Source organism: Yersinia intermedia (genome assembly GCF_900635455.1).
In the GTDB taxonomy this organism is placed as follows: Bacteria; Pseudomonadota; Gammaproteobacteria; order Enterobacterales; family Enterobacteriaceae; genus Yersinia; species Yersinia intermedia.
Genome location: NZ_LR134116.1, coordinates 3,500,276 through 3,525,991 on the forward strand (window position 1 = coordinate 3,500,276; position 25,716 = coordinate 3,525,991).

Sequence of the window (25,716 nt, forward strand, 5' to 3'; positions counted from 1 at the left end):
TTGTTATTGCCGGATCACACAATATATGTGACCTAAAGTTTACGGGTTAACCGTCTCTTGCGGTGCCCGTGGATTACGGCTGATAAACATCGCATCACCGTAACTGAAAAAGCGATATTGTTCTGCTACCGCTTGCTGATAAGCATTCATGGTATTTTTATAACCAGCGAAAGCAGAAACCAGCATTATTAATGTTGATTCAGGTAAATGGAAGTTGGTCACTAAGGCATCCACAACCTGATAGTGATAGCCTGGGTAGATAAAGATACGGGTGTCACCAAAGAAGGGGGCAATCAGGCTGTTCTGTGCCGCTTTGGCGGCACTTTCCAATGAGCGAACCGAGGTGGTCCCTACTGCCACGACACGATTGCCACGCGCCTTACAGGCCAGAACCGCATCTACCACATCTTGAGGTACCTCTGCATATTCGGAATGCATAATATGCTCTTCGATGGTGTCAACTCGCACGGGTTGGAACGTCCCAGCGCCGACATGTAGCGTAACGAAAGCCATCTCAATGCCTTTTGCACGCAATGCCGCCAGCATCGGCTCATCAAAATGTAAGCCGGCGGTTGGTGCGGCTACTGCCCCAGGGCGCTTACTGTAGACCGTTTGGTACAGTTCGCGGTCAGCATCTTCATCAGGGCGATCAATATAAGGAGGCAAAGGCATATGGCCGACGGCATTCAGGATAGTAAAGACATCCCGCTCATCGTCAAAACGCAGCTCGAACAAGGTGTCATGGCGTGCCAACATCGTGGCTCGAATACTCTCATCATCACCCAATAGCAACTCAGCACCCGGTTTAGGTGCTTTGGAGGCTTTTACATGGGCCAGTACGCGATGATCGTCCAGAACACGTTCTACTAACACTTCGAGCTTACCGCCACTGGCTTTACGGCCAAATAAGCGCGCCGGAATAACTCGGGTGTTGTTAAATACCAGCAAATCACCAGGCGTCAGTTTATCCAGCAAATCGGTGAAAATGCCGTGCGTTAACGTTCCCGTAGGGCCATCCAGTGACAGTAAGCGGCAACCGCTACGCTGGGGCTGGGGATAATGGGCAATCAGAGATTCCGGGAGCTCAAAAGAAAAATCGGCAACACGCATAGCTTTCCACTTCATATCAGAACAGACCCAGCTCACAAGTATGATAGGAGCCGGTTCACAAAAACAGGCCGCTAGTCTAGAGCCCCCAAGGGCTTGCTGCAAGAAATAAGGACAATTGGTGGTCATTTGCTATAGCCAAAAATCATTGTCGTTACAGCCAGGCTGTAAACGGGCACATCTCGATACGCTGATTCATGCCAGTGATTCAGTTAGCAAATCTGCTGGCAGCGGCTCCGCAGAGGCGGGCCAGAAAACTTGCCGAGTAATGGCGGCAGCTAACACCGCTGCAACTTCAAGTAAGAAGGGATATACTTTGGAGATGAACTTTCTCGCTCACCTCCATTTAGCCACACTGGCAGACAGCTCCCTACTGGGCAATCTGCTGGCAGATTTTGTCCGGGGTAATCCACAGGATGAATATGCCCGTGAGATTGTGGCTGGCATCATGATGCATCGCCGCGTTGATGTCATGACCGACACACAGCCGCTGGTCAAAGAAGCCCGTCGCTATTTCAGTGCCGATTATCGCCGAGTGGCCCCTATTACTCTGGACGTGCTGTGGGATCATTTTCTGGCCCGTAATTGGGATAAACTGATGCCTGATTGCACGCTGCCCGTGTTTATCCAACACGCACAAAGCCAGATTGTGCCCCACTTGCATCAGACACCCGCCCGTTTTCAGAACCTTAATACCTATCTGTGGCCAGAACGTTGGCTGGAACGCTATGCTGAACTCCCTTTTATAGCTGATGTGTTACAGGGTATGGCTAATCGGCGGCCCAAACTAGCAGCACTTGCTGGTTCTTTTCAGGATATAGAGCAACACTATCAGCCATTAGAACAACTATTTTGGGCGTTTTATCCCGCCATGATGTCGCAGGCACAACGCCAACAAATTTAGCTTAAAACACCTTTATTTGTATGGTTATTGGCATTAAGTCACTTGCTCTTTCTGCTAAAATGGGTATCTTAGCAAGACTACGAAACTAAAAAGCTCGTAACGATAGGTAAAAGCTATCACAGCGATTGGTATTTATCCCTTTATTCATTGCGCTTAAATACCTATGCTGTGCCAATACTTTTAAGACAACTGGTTAATCCATCCCTATTAACAGGAGTAATTTATGGTTCTGGTAACTCGTCAAGCCCCTGATTTTACAGCAGCTGCTGTTCTTGGTAGCGGCGAAATCGTTGAAAACTTCAACCTGAAAAAACACCTGAACGGCCGCCCTGCCGTCCTGTTCTTCTGGCCAATGGACTTCACTTTCGTTTGTCCTTCAGAGTTGATCGCTTTCGACCACCGTTACGAAGAATTCCAGAAACGTGGCGTTGAAGTTGTTGGTGTTTCTTTTGACTCTGAGTTTGTGCACAACGCATGGCGTAAAACCCCTGTTGATAAAGGCGGTATTGGTGAAGTTAAATACCCAATGGTTGCTGATATCAAACGTGAAATTCAGAAAGCCTACGGCATTGAACACCCAGAAGCTGGCGTTGCACTGCGCGGTTCATTCCTGATCGACAAAAACGGTATTGTTCGCAGCCAAATCGTTAACGACCTGCCAATTGGCCGTAACATTGACGAAATGATCCGTACCGTTGATGCACTGCAATTCCACGAAGAACACGGCGAAGTTTGCCCTGCTCAGTGGGAAAAAGGTAAAGCAGGTATGGGCGCATCACCAGATGGCGTAGCTAAATACCTGTCTGAAAACGCCTCTAAACTGTAATAACGGTTTATGCCGCCCCTGATTTGCTCAGGGGTATCAAGCCAGTCAGTTCACACTGACTGGCTTTTTTATGCTGATATAAAACCAAACGACGACATACCAACAATACTGATATATCCCCAAAGTAATTGGAGTTGCAGCTAGGCGGCAAACGAGTAAATCCCGATGAGCTTACATAAGTAAGTGACTCGGGTGAACGAGAGCAGCTAACAACGCTGTAATTTCAAGTAAGAAGGGGATATTTTTGTGGCATATTTGGCCTCCATGTCTTGCCTTTCAGCAGGTAAGAAGCTACCGTAATGTTGCTAGGCATTAGGGAGCCTCGTATTGATTAACTTCAGTACGGGGCTTTTTCCTATCTGCTTTATGACAACAACTGTTTTTTACCAAGGCACTTACAGCACTGATTCAAACAATGCCCAAAGCAGACAGCTTCAAGCACCCGCCGCAGAGTTTATATAATAATCATTTCCATTCCCAGCTTATCAATATCGTGAATACTTATTTATTTTCAATAAGTTATTTTTACTTATCTTGATTCCTCTCAAGCATAAATCAACCTATCTGCCGGGCAACAACTGACAACGCCTCCTTTCGCCGCTAATTAATTAGCAGCCATAAACATTAATTCTGCTATTAATTATTACTGGTGTGTGTTTTTCACCCCCCATGAGCAGTGTTTTGAAGCTGCCAGACAAAAATGATCAGGTCATCCCTGGCGGGCAGGAAATAACAGGAGTCTGAATGTTGTTGAAAAAATGGAACAAACCCTTGGCTGTATTGGCTTTACTGGTCAGTGGCACACTGCATGCGGCCTCAACACCCGCGGTGGAAGCAAAACATGGCATGGTAGTGACCTCCCAATATCTCGCCTCACAAGTGGGGACTGATATTTTAAAAATGGGCGGCAATGCCGTTGATGCCGCAGTAGCGGTGGGATATGCGCAGGCAGTCGTAAACCCATGTTGTGGCAATATTGGTGGTGGTGGTTTTATGACCATTCATCTTGCTGATGGAACTGATACATTTATCAACTTCCGTGAAACCGCGCCAGCCGCTGCCAGCGCAGATATGTATCTGGATAAAGAGGGTAAAGTAACCAAAGATGCCAGTTTGTATGGTTATCTGGCAGCCGGCGTCCCTGGCACGGTATTGGGAATGGATAGCGCACAGAAGAAATACGGTAAATTGACGCGCCAGCAAGTGATGGCTCCAGCGATCAAATTGGCCCGTGAGGGTTTTGTGCTAACTCGTGCCGATACAGACATTCTGGATACTACTGTTAAACGCTTCCGTCAAGATCCTGAATCTGCGCGCATTTTTTTGCGTAAGGATGGTGAAGCGCTGCAACCGGGTGATCGTTTAGTTCAGGCTGATCTGGCTGAAACCCTGAGCGCAATCTCGGAGCAAGGGCCAGATGCTTTCTATCAAGGTAAAATACCTCAAGCGGTAGAAGCCGCAGCCAAAAAAGGCGGAGGTATCCTCACTGCCGCTGATTTCGCCAACTATAAAATCACTGAAACTGCCCCTATTACTTGTAGCTATCGCGGTTATAAATTTGTTTCCTCGCCACCACCCAGTTCCGGTGGAGTGACATTATGTGAAACCTTGAATGTGCTTGAAGGCTATGACTTAAAAAGCATGGGTTTTAATTCGGCTGCTTACATTCATACACTGACAGAAGCCATGCGCCATGCCTATATGGACCGCAATACTTTCCTCGGTGACCCGGAGTTTGTTAAGAATCCAATCGACCGCCTCCTCAGCAAAAGCTATGCCGCTGATATCCGCAAGCAAATTGTTGCCAACAAAGCGACACCTTCGGTAGAAGTACAACCGGGGATGCAACCTCATGAAAAACCAGAAACTACCCACTACTCTATCGTCGATAATGAAGGTAATGCGGTCTCCACCACCTACACGGTTAACGGCCGCTTTGGTGCAGTAGTCATCGCACCCGGTACTGGCTTCTTCCTGAATGATGAAATGGATGATTTCACTGTCAAAGTTGGCGAGCAAAACCTGTATGGTTTAGTACAGGGGGCAACCAACTCCATCGCCCCCGGTAAGCGCCCACTATCGTCGATGAGCCCAACATTAGTGACCAAAGACGGTAAGACATTTATGGTGCTAGGCTCTCCGGGTGGATCCCGAATTATCACCATCACCCTGCAAACGGCCCTCAATGTCATTGACCACGGCATGGCGCCACAAGAGGCGGTAGATGCACCACGCATCCATCACCAATGGCTACCTGATGAGGTGTATTACGAACAACGTGGGGTATCCGCAGATAGTCTTAATCTGCTAAAAACCATGGGATATAAGATGGTCGAACAGAACCCATGGGGCGCAGCCGAGCTGATTCTGGTGGGTTTGGCCGGAGTGGAGGGAGTCAGTCCAGCCAACTCAGGGAATGACTCGGCAGTTTCCGGCAAAGTTCGCGAAGGCTACCTGTACGGCGCTAATGATGTCCGCCGCCCCGCGGGTGCAGCCATTGGTTACTAACGGCTAGCGGTTACTAACAGCGATTAATAGCAGAGATCCCCCATCAACCTATCGATGGGGAATTTACCACTTCATTATAGACCCTAAATAATTCGAGTTGCAGGAAGGCGGTAATCGAGTAAATCCCGATGAGCTTACTCAGGTAAGTGATTCGGGTGAACGAAAGCAGCCAACGCACATGCAGCTTGAAGTATGACGGGTATACATCACCACGGCAATGAATGCCCTTGGTAATCGATAAACCCGTGCCCCCCTTTACCTGAAGCGCGCTCAATTTGGTCGACAACACCTTTCACACTGGTTGCAATGGTCAGTGGTGCTGCATCCCCGCCCATATCTGTTTTTACCCAGCCCGGATGAATAGATAACACCGTCAGAGCCGGATCGGCCACCTCGGCAACCAAACTGCGAGTCATCATATTCAATGCGGCTTTACTGGCTGAATACAGCGGTTTATGGCCAGAAGCATTGTGACCAAGGCTCCCCAATTGAGAAGACATAAAGGCCAACACACTTTGAGTTGGATTACGTTGTGGCAGAAGATATTGAGCTATACGAATGGGTGAAACAGCATTGGTTTGGAATAATTCCAGAATATCTTCCGGTTGCGCCTCAAGGGCTGATTGATGCTCCGGCCCAGAGATACCCGCATTAACAAATATTAGGTCGAATATCTGCCCCTGTACCTGTGGCAGAAACTGCTTAATACTTTCAGGTTTATTAATATCCAGTGTTAGCCAATGGGCAGCATGGGCGGCGGTATCTTTGGCAGTGCCGCGTGTCGTCGCAGTCACTGACCAACCACGGCGATTAAGCTCATCAACCAACCCCAGCCCCAAACCTCTTGAAGCACCAATGATCAATGCCTGTCGTTTAATTGAACTCATATCATCTTCCCTTTGGTGAATGTTACCAACCCACTGTTTGGTCAGCCATACAGCTACCTATCATATATATAATATCTCAACAAAAGGAAAAGCGGCGCTTGGCCGCTTTTAATTGCTATCACTACAGGCTAACGATTAAGTTAGCGCTCACCAACACCACGCCACAATGTGACACTCTCACCCGATAACTGTAGATTGACGCCTGACTCGGTGACATACAACTCGGATGAGCCTTCTTGGCGCAGCCACTTAGCAACATTGAGTAAAGGGGATGCTGGCAACGAAATATTGATATCACTAATACGTTGTATCGCGACCATTACTCGCTCACGTTGGTAGCTACGAATAAACACCAAAGTGTCGCCATTGGCATAAATCACCTGGCAACCACCGCGCCGCAGCGCCATGCTTTTGTGCCGCAGAGCCGCCAGCCGTTGACATAATTTCAACAGGTCATTATCCCACTGAGCCTGATCCCACGGGAACGGTTTGCGGCAGAACGGATCATTGCCACCATCAAGACCAATTTCATCGCCATAAAATAAGCAAGGCACACCAATCCAGCTAAATAACCACACCAGCGCCATCTGCATCCGGGCTTTATCATTATTTAGTAGCGTGATAAAACGAGCAGTATCATGGCTGTCCAGTTGATTAAATAAACGCAACTGGTGGCCGTGTGGCAATCCGGCTCGGTACTCATCCATCCAGTAGGCACAATCCTCAGCATTGAGTTTTATTGGATGATAAGCCACATCCTGGCCCGCTAAAAAGCCACGCACCGGTAATGCAAAACCCATGTAATTCATTGCCGAATCTTCTACACCGGCATGTAACCAATTACGTGCATCACCAAAGTGTTCCCCCAGAATATAAGCCTGCGGATTTTCTTCTTTTGCTGCCTGATAAATACCGGCTAAATGGCGCAAATTCCCTTTTGCTCCTCCCTCTTCCCCCAACATATGCACCACATCTAACCGCCAGCCATCAATACTGTAAGGGGGGCGTAACCAATAACGCACCACACTATCGTCACCCCGATAAATTTGATTTACCACGCCCTCACTTGCGAAGTTGAGTTTTGGCAAGCTGGCATTACCTTTCCAATCCAACGCTCGCCCATCGGGGAAGAAATTAAACCAGCCCCGATAAGGTGAGTCCTGATGATGACAAGCCCCATTATCCCCTTGCTGGTGCCGGTCAAACCAATGATGGGAATCACCGGTATGATTAAACACCCCATCAAGTACCAATTTTATGCCAGCATCACGGGTAGCCATACGTAATTGCAGAAAAGCCGCCTCGCCGCCCAGATAGGGATCAATCTGATAATAATCTTGCGTATCATATTTATGTACGCTGGGTGCGGTAAAAATTGGATTTAGATACAGCGCAGTAACACCAAGCCGTTGCAAATAAGGGATTTTCTGGCTGATACCTGCTAAATCACCGCCATAAAATGTTGAGGCGGCATTAATATCATCCAGTGGTTGCTGCCATTCACGGCGAGCCACCGCATGACCCGCGGCGTGATGATGATAACTCCCATTTTGCACGCCGTGATCCCCCTGACTACTGGCAAACCGATCAGGGAATATCTGATAAAAGACTTGGTCGGCCACCCAGTCAGGGCCGCTGTCGGGCATATCAATGGCGAACTGCGCCAGTTGCGCCGGAGGAACCCGTGAGAATCCCAGTGGGCCGAACCATTGTTGGTCGTCATCCCATAACAGTTTAAAACAGTAGCGCCGTGTAGGTTGCCCTTCATGTAAAGGCAGCGTCGCGCGATAACACCAAAAACCATCACGCTGTTGGCCTTTCATCGTCAGTAGCCATTCTTCATTATCCGGTTCACAGCGTAAGAAAACCTGCGCCGGTAATGTGTCGCCATGCAACCATTCGCCATACAACCATAAAGTAATCTGTAATGCGTCGCCTCGCTGACGAACAAAAGGCGGGACCGGAAGATGCCAACCACTAAGCATAAAATTCTCCTGCGTTAACCAAAACCATTCCTGTTAAGGCTATCTGGTGCAGACATTAACGCCGCGACACATTCACCTGAGATAGGCGATTTATCTGAATATACAGCTCGCCGATATGAATAATGTCATGTAGTGGGCGCTTTCCCCTCATCTGTCACTATAAATATCAGGGATGAGATCGGGGGCGGAGAAGTATGGGTAAATAGCGGAATGCCCTGGATTGTATAGAGCAAAAAAAGCCGAGAAATCTCCCGGCTTGATAGTAGGTCTTGACTCAGTATTACTCAGTTTCTTTGGTAAGCTCTGGCTGTTTCTTCTGATGACGTACTTTCAAGTAATACCCCACCAGCAACAATGCAATCCACACTAACCCAACATACAGCGAGACTCGGGTTGTTGGGAACCAACCAATCAGGGCGATGATAAACACCAGGAAAATGATTGCCAACACTGAAGTGAAAGTGCCGCCACGCAGTGGGAAATCCAGCGCCTTAATCTGCTCTTTGCTTAGTGAACGCCGGAAACCAATCTGGGAAAATAGGATCATGATCCATACCCATACAGTGGCAAAGGTCGCCAACGATGCGATAACCAGGAACACATTTTCCGGCATAATGTAGTTCAGATAAACAGCAATCAGCATGGCAAACATCATCACCAACACCGTAACCCAAGGCACTCCGCGTTTGGATATTGCCGCAAAGGCTTTAGGCGCATGGCCTTGTTCCGCCATCCCGTTCAACATACGCCCGACACCAAAGACATCACTGTTAATGGCAGATAATGAAGCGGTGATCACCACAAAGTTGAGAATACCTGCCGCAACTGTAATCCCCATATGCTGGAAGGTCAGTACAAATGGGCTACCGTTCGTGCCCACCTGATTCCAAGGATAGATAGACATGATGACAAACAGGGTACCGACGTAGAACACCAAGATACGCCAAGGCACTGAGTTAATCGCTTTCGGAATGGAGCTTTTTGGATTTTCAGCTTCTCCGGCGGTAATACCGATAATCTCAATACCACCATAAGCAAACATCACCAGTTGCAATGATAGGATCATGCCGACGAAACCGTTACTGAAGAAGCCGCCGTTAGTCCATAAATTATGAATACCGGTCGGCTGCCCACCGTTACCAATACCCCAAATAATGATACCAAAACCGGCCAGAATCATGATGATGATGGTGGCAACTTTAAAGAATGAGAACCAGAACTCCAACTCACCGAAGACTTTGACGCTCATCATATTGACTGCGCCAATAATCAGCACAACACTCAGCACCCATACCCAATGAGGCACGTCCGGGAACCAGACCCCCATATAAATACCGAAGGCGGTTACATCAGCAATAGCAACAATCAAAATCTCAAAGCAATAAGTCCAGCCGGTGATATAACCCGCCATTGGCCCAAGGTAATCTTGTGCATAGCGCGAGAAAGAGCTGGCCTGTGGGTTATTCACTGACATCTCACCCAGTGCACGCATGATAATAAATGCCACCACGCCACCGATCAGGTATGCCAATAACACACTAGGCCCAGCCATTCTTATCGCATCAGCCGAACCATAAAATAAGCCGGTACCGATTGCTGACCCCAAAGCCATAAAGCGGATATGGCGGGTCGTCAGGCCCCGTTTCAGCTTATTTTTGACTGGTAATTCCATGTACATTGCCCCGTCTTTTTTTCAGCAAAAAGCCACGGGGATGAGCCGTGGCTAAAAAAATCCTATAACTGTGCCGTTATTGCTTAGCAGCAACTGCCTGGCGACAGCAGAGGCGATCGTACAACCCTACGACGACGAATACCAGCAGGGAAGGCGATAACCACGCCAGACCTTGTTCAGCCAATGGCAGATGTTGGGTCCATTCAGGCAGGAAGTGCGCGAACGTAGACGCCTTCACCGCATCAAGGATACCGAACAACAAGCTAACCAGCATGACCGGTGCCACGATACGTGAGGCATGATGCCACCAGCGCAAAGTAAAGCTCATCAAAACCAGCACGATACATGGCGGATATATTGCTGTCAGTACCGGAATGGAAATCTGAATCAGGTGACTTAAGCCCAGATTCGATACCATCATTGAGAAGATACCGAGGATAAATACCAGCGCCCGATAAGACAGCGGCAGGTACTGAGCAAAGAATTCAGCGCAGGCACATGTTAGGCCCACCGCGGTCACCATACAGGCGATGAAAATCAATGCGGCCAGGAACAAACTGCCCAAACCACCAAAGGTATGCTGAACATAAGCATGCAACACGACTGCGCCATTTTGCGCATCTGGCGTCAGGCTGCCACTGCCGGAGCCGAGTTTAAACAAGCTCAAGTAAACAAGCGTCAAACCGACACCCGCAATCAACCCCGCCCAAATGGTATAACGCGTCAACAGACCTGCGGAAACCACGCCACGCGAACGAGCCGCATTGACGATAACGATACCAAAGACCAAAGCACCCAAGGTATCCATGGTCAGATAACCATTAACGAAACCAGAGGAGAACGGCACGTTCTGATAGGCATCGGTTGCTGGAATCAGCGGCCCAGCAGGCCAAATCAGTGCGGCAATTCCCAAGATAGCGAGTGCCAGAATTTTCAGTGGTGCCAGAATATGACCGACTGTGTCTAACAAGCGCCCCGGATACAGGGAAATGCCAATCACCAGCGCGAAATAAACCACACTATAGATAAACAGCGGCAACGGACCATCGCCAGTCAAAGGGGCGATACCCACTTCGAAGGAAACTGTTGCAGTTCGTGGCGTGGCAAACAGTGGGCCGACAGCCAGATAACAAACCGTAGCCAGTACCAGGCCAGCACTGCGGCCAATTGGGGTACTCAGGGCATCAATCCCCCCACCCACCCGAGCCAATGCGATAACGGTAATTACCGGTAAACCAACAGCGGTGATCAGGAAGCCAAGAGCAGCCCACCATACATGTTCACCCGATTGTAAACCAACCATCGGCGGGAAGATGATGTTGCCAGCTCCAACGAATAAGGCGAAGGTCATAAAACCTAATGCCATAATATCTTTAGACGATAAACGATGACTCATAGTGATGTGCGTTGCCTAGTTAAATGACCAAAAGATAAAGTCTTAAGTTGTGGTCTTTCCTACGTGATCGAAACGATACAAAGCTCTGATAAACGCAAACTCCGGCGGTTAATAAGCAATCTATTTCGTCAGTATGCAGTGTTTTTGAAGTTATTTGCAGGTGGAATAGGCCAACAACGGCGCTAAGTAGACCGTTTATAGCGGAGAAAGGCAAGTCGGGATCATAAAAGCAGAGTCATCATCCAGATAATGTTATCAAACCAGTTAATCATGCCATGTTTTAAGAAATACACGCCATATGATTTGTATTATTTGTAGCCAGTCGTTAACAATTTACCGCCAATCTGGTGACGAATACTCAGGAGAGGTTGATCATTTTACGCACAGAAATGATGCAAGATTACATAGGCAAAAAACGACGACTGAAACACCTCAATCAGTAAAACCTAACGCTTTTCGGGTTTGAATCAGTATCTCGGGCGGCAGGGGGAGATAGCCGTCATGGGTGACCCTCTTTTGCCCCTCAGGTGATAAAACCCGTTCAAGGAACGCCGCAGTCAATGGCTCCAGCGGTTGGCCCGGTGCCTTATTGATATAAATATACAGATAACGTGATAAAGGATAGCGACCATCTCTAACATTCTCAGGTGTTGGCATCACAAAATCCTGCCCCACAGCCGCCAGTGACAACGGCTTAACACCACTGTTACGAAAACCAATACTGGCATAACCAATGCCATTCAATGAGCCGGCCACCGCCTGTGCCACCGAGGCTGAACCTGGCAACTCATTGACATTATTTATAAAATCACCATCACACAACACCTTATGTTTAAAGTAACCATAGGTTCCTGAGGCTGAATTCCGGCTATAACGTTGTAGAGTGCGCGTTGCCCACTCCCCTTCCAACCCCAACTCACCAAAACGCTGAATCTGATGTAGCTCCCCACATCGGCGATTTTGCGAGAAAATAGCATCAAGCTGCGGCAAGGTCAGTTTATTCAGTGGGTTATCCTGGTGAACAAACACCACCAATGCATCGACAGCCACGGGGATTGCCAATGGCGGATAGCCATAACGCTGAATAAATGCGTTGATTTCGCCCGCTTTCATTGGCCGACTCATCGGGCCAAGTTGGGCGGCACCAGCAGCTAATGCCACAGGAGCAGTAGAGGAACCTGCTGCCTGAATTTGCAAATTAACCCCAGGATAATGATGATTAAAATCATCAGCCCACAAGGACATCAGATTGGCTAAGGTGTCAGAACCCACACTGGAAAGATTGCCTGATAAGGTATTGGGGACAGGTACGGAAGCCATTGGCAAAACGCCAGTTGGAGGTGAAAGTACCGCTTCAGACTGCGCTAAAACGGCATGGCTAAACCATAGCATGGCGTGCAACAGCACCAGTTTTGCCCATTTCATCAGCTTGGTATCCATGCAGTTTTTAGGATTTGACTGCATTCTCGGCTAAAACGGCGGGAACAATCAATCGATTCGGCAAGGTAAAGATAAATCGCGTTCCCAGACCTACCTCGCTCATGACATCTAAACGTGCATCGTGATGACTCAATGCATGTTTCACAATTGCCAGCCCTAGCCCACTGCCCCCCGTTTGCCGTGATCGGGCCTTATCCACCCGATAGAAACGCTCCGTTAACCGTGGAACATGTTCAGGGCCAATTCCCGGCCCATTGTCACTGACCTGAAATTGTGCGCCTTGCGCAGTTTGCTGCCAACACACCTCAATCTTGGTACCAGCAGGCGTGTGATTGACGGCGTTATAAACCAGATTTGATACCGCGCTGCGCAATTGGTCTTCGTTGCCAAATACCTTTAATTGGTCGTTAACCCGGAAGGTAATCTCATGTCGTCCGTTACTGAGCGCCTGAACTTCATGCTGTAACACTTTCAGCATCAATGGAATATCTACCCGCTCATTCATATCAACATTGGGTGCGGCTTCAATACGTGATAGCGTCAAAAGTTGTTTTACCAACCCATCCATTCGCTTCGTCTGCTCTTGCATGGTCCCCAATGCTTTATCCCGTAATGGCCCTGCCAGCTCTTGGTCATGCATCATTTCCAGATAACCTTGCAACACCGTCAATGGGGTACGCAATTCGTGACTGACGTTGGCAAAGAAATTACGCCTTGCACCTTCCAACTGGCGCATCTGAGTAACATCACGGGCCACCATCAGTAATTGCCCTTCGGAATAAGGCATCACACGGAACTCCACGTAATAACCATTATTCAGTTGCAGGGTCAACGGGCGGGAGAACTCTTGCTGTTGCAGATATTGACTGAATTCCGGGTAGCGCAATAAATTGAGGATATGCTGACCGTTATCCTCCGGCCAACGGAACCCCAGTAATTGTTGGGCTAAACCGTTACACCAGAAGATATTGCCATCAATTGTGGTGATAACAACTGCATCAGGTAATGATTCGGCACCACTGCGAAAACGTTTGATGAGCAGTGCCAGTTCGCGCCGACGCCGACGATTTCGCAACTGCATTTGGTACAAACCATAAAACAGCGGTTCCCAGCTCCAACGACCCGCAGGTGGCGTCATACTGCGGTCTAACCACAGCCAGTGAGATAGCTTAAGTTGATTATAGAAATTCCAAACCAGCGCCGCGACAGCAGAAACCAGCAATAACCACGGAAGATAGCCAATAAAGGCACCCAGCAATAATGCAGGCAGACAAAAAAGAGCCAGCTCAAGAGCCAGCGTTTTCCATGATAAGCGTTCTAACACAACGAATTCTCCGGCACTGAAAACTCAGTAGCGCGTTGAGAAACGGTATCCGGTTCCCCGGACAGTTTGTACCATTCTGTCATGACCATCAATTTCAAGCGCCTTACGTAGCCGACGAATGTGCACGTCAACCGTACGATCTTCTACATAAACGTTAGTGCCCCAGACATAATTAAGCAACTGTTCACGGCTGTAAACGCGTTCCGGGTGGGTCATAAAGAAGTGCAGTAACTTAAACTCGGTCGGCCCCATATCCAGCGCTTGCTCATTGGCCATAACACGATGCGAGGAAGGATCAAGGCTTAACCCTTGCATTTCAATAACTTCTTCAACTGCCATCGGCGATATCCGGCGCATCACGGCTTTAATACGCGCGACCAGCTCCTTCGGCGAAAACGGCTTGGTAATATAGTCATCTGCACCCACTTCCAAACCGCGAACCCTGTCTTCTTCTTCGCCACGGGCCGTTAACATCATTACCGGAATATCTCTGGTCAGCGCCTCACGCTTCATATGTTTAATGAACTGAATACCCGAGCCGCCAGGTAACATCCAGTCCAATAGCACTAAATCAGGGAAAGGCTCCGACAGACGAGTTACTGCGCTGTCATAATCTTCGGCTTCTAATGGTTGGTAACCATTCTGTTCCAACACAAAGCACACCATCTCACGGATTGGCGCTTCATCTTCCACCACCAGTATGCGTCTTGCCATCATCAACCCTGCCAGTATGTTAGTGGTCACTATTTGGTTTCGGGAGCCATTATGCGTCAGTTTTGTGACATTTTTATGAAAAACATCACGCTTCTTCAAGCAATAAGCATAGTGATAAATTTCATGATAATTGCAAAACACAGCAGCCAAGTTTGCGAGACGTCTCGGAAATTTTCCTCATACCTTTTTTTTAGCCGCGACATCCTACGGACAGCGTTTATAATCAGCGCCATTCTCTTTGACTGATTAACCTGCCGTGCGGGAGATTCATGCGCATTATTCATACCTCTGACTGGCATTTAGGCCAGCATTTCTTCACTAAAAGCCGCGCTGCCGAGCATCAGGCATTTCTGCACTGGCTCATTAATCAGATCGAAGAAAATCAGGTAGATGCGCTAATTGTAGCAGGTGATATCTTTGATACTGGATCGCCCCCCAGTTATGCCCGTGAACTGTATAACCGCTTCGTGGTAGAACTCCAACCTACAGGCTGTCAGTTAGTCGTGTTAGGGGGCAATCACGATTCAGTGTCAACACTGAATGAATCACGGGGTTTGCTCTCTTATCTCAATACCACTGTTATTTCGTGCGCCAGCAGCAATCTCGATCAACAAATCATTATTCTAAAAGACCGCCAACATCAACCTGGAGCACTACTGTGCGCGATCCCGTTTTTACGGCCAAGGGACTTAGTCACCAGCCAGGCGGGTGAATCCGGTGGGCAAAAACAACTGGCATTACAAGCCGCGATAGCAGGCCACTACCAGGCACTATATCAGCGAGCGGTTGAACTGCGTACCGAATTGGGTTTGCCGCTGCCCATTATTGCCACCGGGCACCTGACCACTGTTGGCGTCACCACGACAGACTCGGTTCGCGATATTTATATTGGTACACTGGATGCTTTCCCGGCACAGGCATTTCCACCCGCCGATTACATTGCTTTAGGCCATATTCATCGTGCCCAGCAGGTGGCTAAAACTGAGCATATTCGTTATAGCGGCTCCCCCATTGCCCTTAGTTTTGATGAATTGAGCAAAGATAAAAGCGTCTATCTGGTGGAATTCCACCAGCAGGCGCTGGCATCGGTTACTCCACTCTTCATCCCACAATTTCAACCGATGCAATTAATTAAAGGGGATTTGGCGCAAATAGAGCAACAACTGGCTAAATTCTCTGAACATCACGGCTTACCGGTATGGCTGGATATAGAAGTCGCTACCCAAGACTATCTAACTGATATTCAACGCCGCATTCAGGTACTGACCGCAGAGCTACCGGTTGAAATCGTACTATTACGCCGCAGTAAAGAACAACGGAACAACAGTATCGAGCGGCAGGAAAAAGAGACACTCAATGAGCTGACTGTTACCGATGTGTTTGAACGCAGGCTGGCGCTGGAGCCGGACTTAGCCGAACCGCGCCAACAGCGGATGCGTCAAATGTTTAATCAAGTAGTTGATGACATCACGCAAGGGCAAGACGCCACACAGGAGCAGCCTGAATGAGGATTTTAAGCTTACGCCTAAAAAACATTAATTCTCTGCAAGGGGAATGGAAGATAGATTTCAGCGCCGAGCCTTTTGCCAGCAACGGTTTATTCGCTATCACCGGCCCGACAGGCGCAGGTAAAACCACACTGCTGGATGCCATTTGCCTTGCGCTATACCACCAAACACCACGTTTGACTGTCACACCCAGCCAAAATGAATTAATGACACGCCACACAGCGGAGTCACTAGCCGAAGTTGAGTTTGAAGTAAAAGGCATTAGCTATCGCGCATTCTGGAGCCAACGGCGAGCGAAAAACAGCCCAGAAGGTAATTTGCAAGCCCCTAAAGTTGAGCTGGCACTATGCGACAGCGGTAAAATTCTGGCCGATAAAGTGCGTGATAAGCTGGAGATGGTTGCAGCAATCACTGGGCTGGATTTTGGCCGCTTCACTAAATCTATGATGTTGTCGCAGGGGCAGTTCGCGGCTTTTCTCAATGCCGACGCCAATGACCGTGCCGAATTATTAGAAGAACTAACGGGGACGGATATCTACGGGCGGCTATCTGAATATGTCTTTGAGCAACATAAACAGGCCAAGACCAATGTGGATGCCTTACATCAACGGGCCAGTGGCATTGAACTGCTCAATGAAGAACAACGCCTGGCGTTAACGCAACAAATCGATGCCCTCAGCCAACAAGAAAAGCAGCTTGTTTCAGCACAATCAGCGAGTCAAAACCAAATAAACTGGTTAACCGGCTGGCAGAGACAGCAACAGAATCTACAAGAATATCAGCAACAACAAACAATTATTGAACAAGAATATCAGCAGGCACAACCCGAATTACAACGGCTGGCCCGTAGTGAACCGGCTGAGAAGTTGCGCCCTTTACTGCGTGACTGCTCACTCAGCCAACAGGATGTACAACAGACACAACTGCGTATCACCGCACTGACCCACCAACAGCAACAGCTTCAGAGCCAACTAACCCCCTTAGCTCAAGCGTTGGAACAAGCCAATACCGCGCGCCAACAACAGGCGGCCAGGCAGCATGAACAAGAAACACTGATTGAGCAAAAAGTGGTACCGCTGGATAACCTTATCGCGCAACAGCAGCACTCATTAGCGCAATTTGCCGCGCAATTGCAGCAATTACGCGGCAAAGAACAACAAGGTAGACAGCAACTTGAGTTAAATGAGCAGCAGTTGCTAAAAACGCATCAGCGCCTGCAACAATTGGCTGAATATGCACAGCAATATCCCCACCATCAACACTGGGAAAAGTGCCTACCGTTATGGCGCGAACAGTTCCGCCAATTGCACATACAGCACCAGCAGTCAGTGGCTAACGAGCAGCAATTACAGCAGCAAGCAGTATTACTGAGCAGCTTGCAACAGCAAGCGACCACACTGAATGAGCAGGATAAACAACAACAAGTGGTGTTGGCACAAGCGACCTTGCAAGCTGGCAGCATCCAGCAGCAATTAACAGCACTTGAGCAGCAGCAGCCCTCAACACAACTGCGCCAACAACTGGACGAGCTGCAACAACAGCGATCGGCCCGGCAACAACTCGCCACATTATCGCCTTTAGCACAACAAGTTCAGATACTGCACGATAAACAGCAACAACAATTCGCCAACCAGCAGCAGCAATTAAAGCAGCTTGAACTGCAATTAGAAGAAAAGCGTCAACATTATAAACATCAAAAACAGCATCAAACTGATCTGGAAACCTTGTGGGAACGCGAAAATCAGATAGTCAGACTGGAAGCGGAAAGAGCCAAACTCCAACCGGGGGATGCCTGCCCACTATGTGGCGCAGTGGAGCACCCCGCGATCACCGAGTATCAGGCGATAAAACCGTCGGAAACAGCCGAACGGCTTGATAAACTGCGCCGCCTGGTTGAACAGCTCGCCACTGAAGGCTCAGAGTTAAATGCTCAGAAAAACAGTATTCAGCAACAGCAACAGCATCTGGAACAAGAGTTACAGCACAGCCGCCAGCAATTGGCCGATTATCAGCAGCGCTGGCAGCTACTGGCACAACCGCTGGCGTTGACATTTGCATTACATGAACATGCAGCATTAATGAATTGGCTGGAACAGCAAGAGCAATCAGAACAACACTGTCAGCAGAAATTGGCTGAATATGAGCGACTCAGCCAGCAATATCAGCAAGCCAAAGATACTCTGGCTCAAGCAGAACAACAGCAGCAAAAACACTTGCAGCAACTGGCATTAATCACTCAGCGCCAGCAAGATACTCAGCAAGCCCATCAGCAACTACAGTTGCAGCATCAACGCCAACAAGATGATTTAGCGCAGATGCGCCAAGACTTCCATAATAGTCTGGCTGATTTATCGTTATCAGCACCAGAAGCTGACCAGCAACAGAGTTGGCTGGCTCTGCGGGAAGAGGAAAACCAGCGTTGGCAGCAGGATCAGCAAGAACAACAACTGTTGGTTCTGGGGCAAAAAACACTGGAAACACGGATTGAAGAAGAACGTCGCCATTTACAAGAATGTGTTGACCAATTATCGGCACTCACCCAACAGCACCAACAAGCTGAAACCCTATTACAACAACAGCGTCAGCAACGTCAGGCACTGTTTGGTGATACCCGTACTGCCGAGGCTCGCCAGATGTTGCGTCAGCAGCAACAGCAAGCTGAATTGGTACAACAAAATGCGGCAGAAGCCCTGCAACAAACTCAGTCCCAACTTAACCGATTAGCGGGGGAACTGGCTGGTTTAGAGCAACAATATCAGCATCATCAGCAACGCGCTGATACAGCCCAAGCTCAATTACAGCAAGCACTGGTGGCCAGCGAGTTCGAGGATGAAACCGCTTTAAACGCCGCACTGCTGGATGAAGAAGAAAGGCAACGTTTGCAGCAATTGAAACAACAATTGAGCGAGCGACAACAACAAGTCCATATCCGCCAGCAGCATGCCAGTGAAGCGCTGGAGCAACTATTACAACAGTGTCCGGCGGGTGTCGATAAGGCGTCTGAATTGGTGGTATTGCAACAACAATCAGAGCAATTGTTGGCACAACTCAAGGCCAATACATTACGGCAAGGCGAGTTACGTAATCAGTTAGAAAGTGACACAGCCCGCCGTAGAAACCAGCACGCACTGTTTGAGCAAATTGAGCACAGTCAGCAACAATATGAAGATTGGAGCTATCTCAATCACTTAATTGGTTCCAAAGAGGGGGATAAATTCCGTAAATTTGCTCAAGGTCTGACGCTCGACCATTTAGTCTATCTGGCAAACAACCAACTCAGCCGCCTACATGGTCGCTATTTGTTACAGCGCAAAACCAGTGATGCATTGGAGCTACAAGTTGTGGATACCTGGCAGGCGGATGCGATACGTGATACCCGTACATTGTCCGGGGGCGAAAGCTTTTTAGTCAGTTTAGCTCTCGCCTTGGCGCTGTCGGATCTGGTCAGTCACAAAACCAGCATTGACTCTCTGTTTCTTGATGAAGGCTTCGGGACACTCGATGCTGAAACACTGGATACTGCACTGGATGCTCTGGATAGCCTGAATGCGTCAGGCAAAACCATCGGTGTCATCAGCCATGTTGAAGCAATGAAAGACCGGATTCCGGTGCAGATTAAAGTGAAGAAAGTCAACGGGCTGGGTGTTAGCCGCTTAGACAGCGTCTTCCAGGTCAAGTAGGTATAGCAAAACCGCATATTACCCAGCGTTATTAGCAGCAAACGAGCTACAAATCGGTCGGGAACCGATTTGTACAGCAGTTATGCTAGCCCGCAGGGTGAGCCTCAAGGATGAGGCTCATTAACCCCGATGAGCTTACTCAGGTAAGTGATTCGGGCGCACGAGAGCCGCTAACAACGCTGTAGTGTCAAGGATGAAGGGTAGGCCACAACCAAGCAGCGCCACGCACACCACTAGAATCACCATGAAGGGCTTTGCGCACCGGGGTCTGACACTCACCGCCAAACACCCATGGGCTGATGAGCGCAGGCAAGGTTGTATATAGCCGATCAACGTTGCTCATGCCACCGCCTAATACCACCACATCTGGGTCAAACAGGTTAATGACATGGGCTAACGACTTAGCAAAGCGTTGTTCATAATGACTCATTGCTTGCTCCGCTATGGCATCACCCTGTGCGACTAAGGCGATAATTTCATGGCCTTTAAGCTGTTTGCCACTCATACGAAAATAGTCGGTCGCAAAGCCGGTGCCGGAGACAAAGGTCTCGATGCACCCTTTTTTACCACAATAGCAGGCGACTTCCTGTTGATATTGCCGCTCTTCCTCATTTTGCCACGGTAAAGGGTTATGGCCCCATTCACCGGCAATGCCATTGCCACCTGCATGTACCCGGCCATCAATAGCAATACCAGAGCCACAGCCAGTACCAATAATGGCAGCAAATACCAGATGTTTCCCAGCCCCCGCGCCATCGGTAGCCTCAGACACAGCCAGGCAGTTAGCATCATTTGCCAACCGAACTGGGCGGGAGAGTAGCTCTGATAAATCCTTATCTAGCATTTGACCATTCAGCCACACCGAATTGGCATTTTTTACTTTGCCTGTAAACGGAGAGAGAGTCCCTGGGATACCCACGCCCACACTCCCCTGCTGGCCCGTCGCCTGCTCCGCGTCGGCCACTAACGTTGCAATCGCCTGCAAGGTGTTCTGATAATCGTGGCGGGGTGTATCAACCCGTTTACGAAACAACTCCTGCCCGTCGTTGGCCAATGCAATGACCTCTATTTTGGTGCCCCCCAGATCTATACCAATGCGCATAGCGCTTTACCTCATTGACAGGATGATTTGCTGTTGGTGATAACCGGTTTTATCAAAAAATAAGGCCCAGTTTGCCAAAAACGTGACGACAATAAAAACTTTCTCCTTTCAGTTTGGACAATACACCCCAGTGACACAATCTTTGTCACCCGCTATTTTGCATTCGGTCATGTTTGAATTTATACGGATTAAAATAGCGCTCAGCAGATAAGCGGTCGGCTCTGTTTTTTTCTTATTCTTTTTACTAGGGGCCGAGGCGTCAATTCGTTATCATGCCGCCCTGCGTTTGATTAACTCGCGCGCTCCAGGCGCGCCCGAGCCAGGGATAACACTATGCTGTGGTTTAAGAATTTAATGGTTTACCGTTTGAGCCGGGAAGTTTCGCTATCTGCGGATGAAATGGAGAAACAGTTAAGCGCCCTCAGTTTCACGCCATGTGGCAGTCAGGATATGGCTAAAACGGGTTGGGTATCACCAATGGGGTCGCATAGCGATGCATTAACCCATACGGTTAATGGCCAGATCGTCATTTGCGCCCGCAAAGAAGAAAAAATCTTGCCATCACCAGTGATTAAGCAAGAGTTGCAGGCAAAAATTGAGCGTCTGGAAGGTGAACAGCATCGCAAACTGAAAAAAACCGAAAAAGACTCATTAAAAGATGAAGTTCTGCACAGTTTATTGCCACGGGCATTCAGTCGCTTTAACCAAACCTTTTTGTGGATTGATACCGTCAACGATCTGATTATGGTTGATGCTGCCAGCGCTAAACGGGCTGAAGACACCTTAGCATTGTTGCGTAAAAGTCTGGGTTCTTTGCCAGTCGTGCCACTGACCTTAGAAAATCCTATCGAGCTGACGTTAACCGAGTGGGTGCGTAGTAAAGAATTGCCCGCCGGATTTGCGCTGATGGATGAAGCTGAGTTGAAAGCCATTCTGGAAGACGGCGGCGTGATCCGTTGCAAGAAGCAGGATCTATTCAGTGATGAAATCGCAGTACATATTGAAGCGGGCAAGTTGGTCACTAAACTGGCACTGGATTGGCAGGAACGCGTTCAATTGGTTCTGTCCGATGACGGCTCACTCAAGCGCCTGAAATTCGCTGACACGCTGCGTGAGCAGAACGATGATATTGATCGGGACGATTTTGCTCAGCGCTTCGATGCCGATTTTATTCTGATGACCAGTGAACTGGCCGCCTTAATTAAAAATCTGATTGAAGCCTTGGGTGGCGAGGCTCAACACTAACTTAGGTGCATAACACACCTTAAGCTGATATCGCCCTTTCGTGATGAGAGGGCGAGTATCTGAATTCTTTAGCTCAAATATTTGCACAGATACGAAGATGCTTCAGCAACTTGCAGGTTAAACTCACTTTCCCCTGGGATGTAGAAGGTTTCACCTGGCTTAAAGACTTCCCAGCCAGCCGAACCTGGAATCAGCACTTTTAAGCAGCCGGTGATCACCGTCATTTCTTCCGCTTTAGCCGTACTGAAAGTGTACTCCCCCTTTTCCATCACCCCAACGCTAGCTTGCCCAATGCTGTCACTGTCAAAACCAATAGATTTCACTTTCCCGGTAAAATACTCATTAAATTTCAGCATAGTTTTGTACCCGCGTCTTAATCAAGATTGAGCTTTCATATTAGAGTTTCTATAAACGCTCTGTCACTGATTATTATGGCGAAATGGGATCATAGCCGGATTCACTCCCGAAGTTGCGGAGAAAGCGTACAATTTAGCGGTAAATAGCTGCCATATGGTTGAAAATTAGCCGTAGCAAACACCTTCACAGTTATCATGAAGGTTCATTTATCGAAATAAGAGTGGCATTAGAGGTTGCGTAAGATGTATAGCGCCAGCGAGGTTTCAAAAACTACAATCAATATTGACCAAAATGCTGGCATAAAATTGGTGTGTTGGTGAATAAAGGATTTGAAGGTTCTCATCGGCCCGCCTTGATCGGCCTTGCCTTAAGTGGCATTAATCAACGCAAATGAGTTACGCTGAAATGATTACGTAGGTGATAATTGTACGCTTCGTATAATTATCAGGCAATCAGGTGGGCTAATTATTCATCGGATAAATTGTGCTTACTTTCCCTGCTACTTTACAGTTTCATCAATCAGAAGCTGCAAAATTTGTTCAACAACATCTTGCGGTGGTTGGGTTGCATCCAGTACATAGTGGGCGACTTCTTGATACAGAGCTTCCCGGCTGGCCAGTACATCCTGCATTTCCTCAACGATCGGTTTACCTGTAAGGCTTGGTCGCTGGGCATCTTCCGGGTCTTCGGCTAATCGTTCAGCCAATACATATGCTGATGCGCACAGGTAGATAACCTGCCCGTGCTTACGCATAAAGGTACGATTCTCAAGAGTGAGTACCGCACCACCACCGGTCGCAACGACAGTTTTAGGCGCAGTGACAGCCTGTAGAGCCATACTTTCTCGTTGGCGGAAACCCTCCCAGCCTTCGCGAGCGACCACTTCAGCAACACTCAACTGCGAGGTTTGCTGCATAAACAGATCTGTATCGATAAAACGGTATCCCAACGCCTGTGCCAACGCTTTCCCTACCGTTGTCTTACCCGCACCACGCGCGCCTACCATGAAGATAGTCTGTGTCATTACTTGAAAGTCCTTTCGCATCAACTTCTGAGGATAAATTCTCGACATCAAAAAAACCGGCCACTATTGTCGACCAGCTAAATAGGATTAACACTCAGCTCTATGCTGTAGATGCGAATCATACCGATAATTAAAGGTAGTGCAAACTTTACAGCAACGTAAAATTAACGATACACCATTAACTCATTCCACTCTACTGCCAATCTCCCAAGATTACCCCTGCTCCGGTGACAATCAATTTATCTGGGTGCAATAAACAAATTAGGTTTGAAAGACACACTGTAACTGCCATCAAGAGAAACTTCCGATGTTAACTTATAGGCCACACCAGTACGGGATCAATTTACTGTCAGAGCTATCGGGATGGGTGACGAAAAGCCGCCCTTTACCGGAGGTAACATTAAACTACTCATAACGTAAACCTGTCAGTACAACCCACTTATCTATCAGTTCAATTGAATCTTGCATAAACCAACCATCACTTTTCAGGTTTTCGCGTTGGTCACGGCCTTTAGCGCTGGCCGTACTGGCTATGACCTCCACCTGCCTACTCAGAACACCGCATCAAAAGAAGAGATGAGCGTGGTAATCATTATTATCGGTATTTTCAATTGAATGGGGGGAAGGCATTCGAATCAGAGAAAGAAACCGCTGAAAGTCAGGCTCAAGCTTATATTTGATCAATACGATTGGTTTTTTTGCCTGATAATCCTCTGGCAAACCAGAGGCTATTGCGCAAGTAATGTTAGGTGACTATCAAGATAGGGCCACTAGCGAGGTTGGCAAATATACACTAAGGCAGGTGGGAAATTACGCACCACGCGTATTTTCTTCCACGTAAAATAACGAGATAGCAACGGCTCAGAAAGGTGACTGTATTGGAATAATACTAACACCCCGTTGTTGGCTCGTAAGCGCTGCTGAGTTTGCTGCAATATTCTGATACTGATCTTGGTTGGGATCGAGAGCAATGGCAGACAACAAAATACCACATCGTAATTCTGATCCAACTGTTCGGCTGAACGATCAGCCACCTGCAAACGCGGGTCTTTAATCTGGTGCAATGCATGGACAAAGTGTGGCTGAATCTCGTAGGCCTGTAAGTGAGAGTTTGCCGACATGTGTGACAAAATACGCTTGGTCAACACGCCATCAGCAGCCCCTAACTCAGCAATATTAAGGTCTTGGGTCCAATCCACCTGATTCAACATTGCCTGACATAGCCAAGGCGAAGAAGGAGCTAACGTACCAACGGTACGTGGTGAGGCAATAAAGCGCTGTAAATAGGAAAACTGACTTTTAAAATTACGCCGGACAGTGTTTAGCATAGCCTCTCCTCGGAAACCCGAATGAACTACAATAACACCTTATATTTATTAAGAACGCATTAAGATTGCTCTAAGAGTTAATTATTTTTAGCAGATAAATTGATCATAACGACGGGTAATAATGAAATGAACTGGCTTAGGTTAACAATGGCTCACTATTGTTAACCTAAGTGTAGCGTCAGATTAAAAAAATATTGCTACATCAATATAGTATCTAAATATTTCACTCGTGCTAACTTAGCGTGAAACATTACTGATAAATCTCGGCGCTGGCGCTGTAATAGCTTGAATCGCCGGGGTTACTCATACCAATGACCCGATAGTGGCTGGCACCATCAGCGCTGGCTTTCGCATTCAGTGCTGACTCTACATCCATGGGTGAACCGCTAACATTAGAAAGAGAAATCACCCCCATACTTTGCAATTTAGTGGCTTGTTCTGAGCTAACTTCTTGCGCGGCCAGAGTGGCGAACGAAGTGGTAGTAATAAGTGCCGCTACGATGACAGGTAATAGTTTCATAATATGCTCCAACTGACGGGTTATATGTAACGTCTATGTGAGATTAATTATGTGCTGACTAACGCAAAGTGACGTAATGCAATGTAAAGAAGCTCAATCATTGTGAGAGTAATAAGGAGAAAATAAAGTAATTTGTGTCATTAGAAAAAGTTATAAATACTTATATGTAGACAGCGATATATTAGTACC

General features: G+C 48.0%; 19 protein-coding genes and 1 pseudogene. 6 read left to right on the plus strand and 14 right to left on the minus strand.

Annotation, left to right across the window (positions count from 1 at the left end):
• Window positions 1-39 precede the first annotated feature (39 nt).
• On the minus strand, window positions 40-1,110 hold the full coding sequence (gene queA, locus EL015_RS16150; protein ID WP_032905585.1) for a tRNA preQ1(34) S-adenosylmethionine ribosyltransferase-isomerase QueA: 1,071 nt from the start codon (window positions 1,108-1,110) through the stop codon (window positions 40-42).
• Between the two features lie 319 nt (window positions 1,111-1,429).
• Here queA and EL015_RS16155 point away from each other — a divergent pair, with 319 nt between their 5' ends.
• The 3 genes from EL015_RS16155 to ggt all read left to right on the plus strand — a co-directional run bounded on the left by EL015_RS16155 (window position 1,430) and on the right by ggt (window position 5,345).
• The gene (locus EL015_RS16155; RefSeq protein WP_032905736.1) at window positions 1,430-2,011 is read left to right on the plus strand and encodes an acyl carrier protein phosphodiesterase; all 582 of its coding nucleotides are present in this window, start codon (window positions 1,430-1,432) and stop codon (window positions 2,009-2,011) included.
• A gap of 223 nt (window positions 2,012-2,234) precedes the next feature.
• A complete protein-coding gene (locus tag EL015_RS16160) occupies window positions 2,235-2,837 on the plus strand; it encodes a peroxiredoxin C (protein WP_004393160.1) in 603 nt (200 codons plus the stop codon).
• A 744-nt stretch (window positions 2,838-3,581) separates the two neighbouring features.
• A complete protein-coding gene (gene ggt / locus EL015_RS16165; protein ID WP_005182078.1) occupies window positions 3,582-5,345 on the plus strand; it encodes a gamma-glutamyltransferase in 1,764 nt (587 codons plus the stop codon).
• 206 nt (window positions 5,346-5,551) lie between these two features.
• On the opposite strand, the gene EL015_RS16170 is transcribed toward ggt, so the two are convergent.
• The 7 genes from EL015_RS16170 to phoB all read right to left on the minus strand — a co-directional run bounded on the left by EL015_RS16170 (window position 5,552) and on the right by phoB (window position 14,763).
• On the minus strand, window positions 5,552-6,232 hold the full coding sequence (locus tag EL015_RS16170) for an SDR family oxidoreductase (protein WP_005193166.1): 681 nt from the start codon (window positions 6,230-6,232) through the stop codon (window positions 5,552-5,554).
• 140 nt (window positions 6,233-6,372) lie between these two features.
• Complete coding sequence (gene malZ, locus EL015_RS16175; RefSeq protein ID WP_053012075.1) at window positions 6,373-8,217, minus strand: maltodextrin glucosidase; 1,845 nt, start codon at window positions 8,215-8,217, stop codon at window positions 6,373-6,375.
• 280 nt (window positions 8,218-8,497) lie between these two features.
• Window positions 8,498-9,889 carry a proline-specific permease ProY gene (proY, locus tag EL015_RS16180; RefSeq protein WP_005193157.1) on the minus strand — a complete coding sequence of 464 codons (1,392 nt, stop codon included), beginning with the start codon at window positions 9,887-9,889 and terminating at the stop codon, window positions 8,498-8,500.
• Between the two features lie 76 nt (window positions 9,890-9,965).
• Window positions 9,966-11,285 (minus strand): branched-chain amino acid transport system II carrier protein, encoded by a 1,320-nt coding sequence (gene brnQ / locus EL015_RS16185; RefSeq protein ID WP_005193154.1) that lies wholly within the window; start codon window positions 11,283-11,285, stop codon window positions 9,966-9,968.
• Window positions 11,286-11,717: 432 nt separating this feature from the next.
• On the minus strand, window positions 11,718-12,710 hold the full coding sequence (locus EL015_RS16190) for a PstS family phosphate ABC transporter substrate-binding protein (RefSeq protein WP_032908009.1): 993 nt from the start codon (window positions 12,708-12,710) through the stop codon (window positions 11,718-11,720).
• Window positions 12,711-12,732: 22 nt separating this feature from the next.
• The gene (gene phoR / locus EL015_RS16195; RefSeq protein WP_005193148.1) at window positions 12,733-14,049 is read right to left on the minus strand and encodes a phosphate regulon sensor histidine kinase PhoR; all 1,317 of its coding nucleotides are present in this window, start codon (window positions 14,047-14,049) and stop codon (window positions 12,733-12,735) included.
• A 24-nt stretch (window positions 14,050-14,073) separates the two neighbouring features.
• Window positions 14,074-14,763, minus strand: coding sequence for a phosphate response regulator transcription factor PhoB (gene phoB, locus EL015_RS16200; RefSeq protein WP_025377384.1), 690 nt, complete (start codon window positions 14,761-14,763; stop codon window positions 14,074-14,076).
• A gap of 269 nt (window positions 14,764-15,032) precedes the next feature.
• Here phoB and sbcD point away from each other — a divergent pair, with 269 nt between their 5' ends.
• On the plus strand, window positions 15,033-16,271 hold the full coding sequence (gene sbcD, locus EL015_RS16205; RefSeq protein WP_005193142.1) for an exonuclease subunit SbcD: 1,239 nt from the start codon (window positions 15,033-15,035) through the stop codon (window positions 16,269-16,271).
• A complete protein-coding gene (locus EL015_RS16210) occupies window positions 16,268-19,951 on the plus strand; it encodes an AAA family ATPase (protein ID WP_032908008.1) in 3,684 nt (1,227 codons plus the stop codon). The genes sbcD and EL015_RS16210 overlap by 4 nt, the downstream gene beginning before the upstream one ends.
• Window positions 19,952-20,138: 187 nt before the next feature.
• On the opposite strand, the gene mak is transcribed toward EL015_RS16210, so the two are convergent.
• Complete coding sequence (mak, locus tag EL015_RS16215) at window positions 20,139-21,053, minus strand: fructokinase (protein ID WP_005189279.1); 915 nt, start codon at window positions 21,051-21,053, stop codon at window positions 20,139-20,141.
• 333 nt (window positions 21,054-21,386) lie between these two features.
• On the opposite strand from mak, the gene rdgC reads away from it, so the two are divergent.
• The gene (rdgC, locus tag EL015_RS16220) at window positions 21,387-22,298 is read left to right on the plus strand and encodes a recombination-associated protein RdgC (protein WP_005189272.1); all 912 of its coding nucleotides are present in this window, start codon (window positions 21,387-21,389) and stop codon (window positions 22,296-22,298) included.
• Between the two features lie 68 nt (window positions 22,299-22,366).
• On the opposite strand, the gene ppnP is transcribed toward rdgC, so the two are convergent.
• The 5 genes and pseudogenes from ppnP to EL015_RS16245 form a co-directional block, all read right to left on the minus strand.
• A complete protein-coding gene (gene ppnP / locus EL015_RS16225) occupies window positions 22,367-22,654 on the minus strand; it encodes a pyrimidine/purine nucleoside phosphorylase (protein WP_005189270.1) in 288 nt (95 codons plus the stop codon).
• A gap of 500 nt (window positions 22,655-23,154) precedes the next feature.
• A complete protein-coding gene (gene aroL / locus EL015_RS16230; protein ID WP_032907124.1) occupies window positions 23,155-23,679 on the minus strand; it encodes a shikimate kinase AroL in 525 nt (174 codons plus the stop codon).
• A 237-nt stretch (window positions 23,680-23,916) separates the two neighbouring features.
• Window positions 23,917-24,210 (minus strand): annotated as a pseudogene (locus EL015_RS22110) (TonB-dependent receptor domain-containing protein); the annotation flags it as partial.
• Between the two features lie 239 nt (window positions 24,211-24,449).
• Window positions 24,450-25,007: a class I SAM-dependent methyltransferase gene (locus tag EL015_RS16240; RefSeq protein WP_005189258.1), complete on the minus strand. Its 558-nt coding sequence runs from the start codon at window positions 25,005-25,007 to the stop codon at window positions 24,450-24,452.
• 250 nt (window positions 25,008-25,257) lie between these two features.
• Window positions 25,258-25,527 carry a YdgH/BhsA/McbA-like domain containing protein gene (locus EL015_RS16245; RefSeq protein ID WP_005189255.1) on the minus strand — a complete coding sequence of 90 codons (270 nt, stop codon included), beginning with the start codon at window positions 25,525-25,527 and terminating at the stop codon, window positions 25,258-25,260.
• Window positions 25,528-25,716: the final 189 nt, after the last annotated feature.

Excerpts from the sequence above, each read along its gene's own strand:
- queA (WP_032905585.1), bottom strand. The coding sequence starts at position 1,110 with ATGCGTGTTGCCGATTTTTCTTTTGAGCTCCCGGAATCTCTGATTGCC.
- EL015_RS16155 (WP_032905736.1), top strand. The coding sequence starts at position 1,430 with ATGAACTTTCTCGCTCACCTCCATTTAGCCACACTGGCAGACAGCTCC.
- EL015_RS16160 (WP_004393160.1), top strand. The coding sequence starts at position 2,235 with ATGGTTCTGGTAACTCGTCAAGCCCCTGATTTTACAGCAGCTGCTGTT.
- ggt (WP_005182078.1), top strand. The coding sequence starts at position 3,582 with ATGTTGTTGAAAAAATGGAACAAACCCTTGGCTGTATTGGCTTTACTG.
- EL015_RS16170 (WP_005193166.1), bottom strand. The coding sequence starts at position 6,232 with ATGAGTTCAATTAAACGACAGGCATTGATCATTGGTGCTTCAAGAGGT.
- malZ (WP_053012075.1), bottom strand. The coding sequence starts at position 8,217 with ATGCTTAGTGGTTGGCATCTTCCGGTCCCGCCTTTTGTTCGTCAGCGA.
- proY (WP_005193157.1), bottom strand. The coding sequence starts at position 9,889 with ATGGAATTACCAGTCAAAAATAAGCTGAAACGGGGCCTGACGACCCGC.
- brnQ (WP_005193154.1), bottom strand. The coding sequence starts at position 11,285 with ATGAGTCATCGTTTATCGTCTAAAGATATTATGGCATTAGGTTTTATG.
- EL015_RS16190 (WP_032908009.1), bottom strand. The coding sequence starts at position 12,710 with ATGAAATGGGCAAAACTGGTGCTGTTGCACGCCATGCTATGGTTTAGC.
- phoB (WP_025377384.1), bottom strand. The coding sequence starts at position 14,763 with ATGGCAAGACGCATACTGGTGGTGGAAGATGAAGCGCCAATCCGTGAG.
- sbcD (WP_005193142.1), top strand. The coding sequence starts at position 15,033 with ATGCGCATTATTCATACCTCTGACTGGCATTTAGGCCAGCATTTCTTC.
- EL015_RS16210 (WP_032908008.1), top strand. The coding sequence starts at position 16,268 with ATGAGGATTTTAAGCTTACGCCTAAAAAACATTAATTCTCTGCAAGGG.
- mak (WP_005189279.1), bottom strand. The coding sequence starts at position 21,053 with ATGCGCATTGGTATAGATCTGGGGGGCACCAAAATAGAGGTCATTGCA.
- rdgC (WP_005189272.1), top strand. The coding sequence starts at position 21,387 with ATGCTGTGGTTTAAGAATTTAATGGTTTACCGTTTGAGCCGGGAAGTT.
- ppnP (WP_005189270.1), bottom strand. The coding sequence starts at position 22,654 with ATGCTGAAATTTAATGAGTATTTTACCGGGAAAGTGAAATCTATTGGT.
- aroL (WP_032907124.1), bottom strand. The coding sequence starts at position 23,679 with ATGACACAGACTATCTTCATGGTAGGCGCGCGTGGTGCGGGTAAGACA.
- EL015_RS16240 (WP_005189258.1), bottom strand. The coding sequence starts at position 25,007 with ATGCTAAACACTGTCCGGCGTAATTTTAAAAGTCAGTTTTCCTATTTA.
- EL015_RS16245 (WP_005189255.1), bottom strand. The coding sequence starts at position 25,527 with ATGAAACTATTACCTGTCATCGTAGCGGCACTTATTACTACCACTTCG.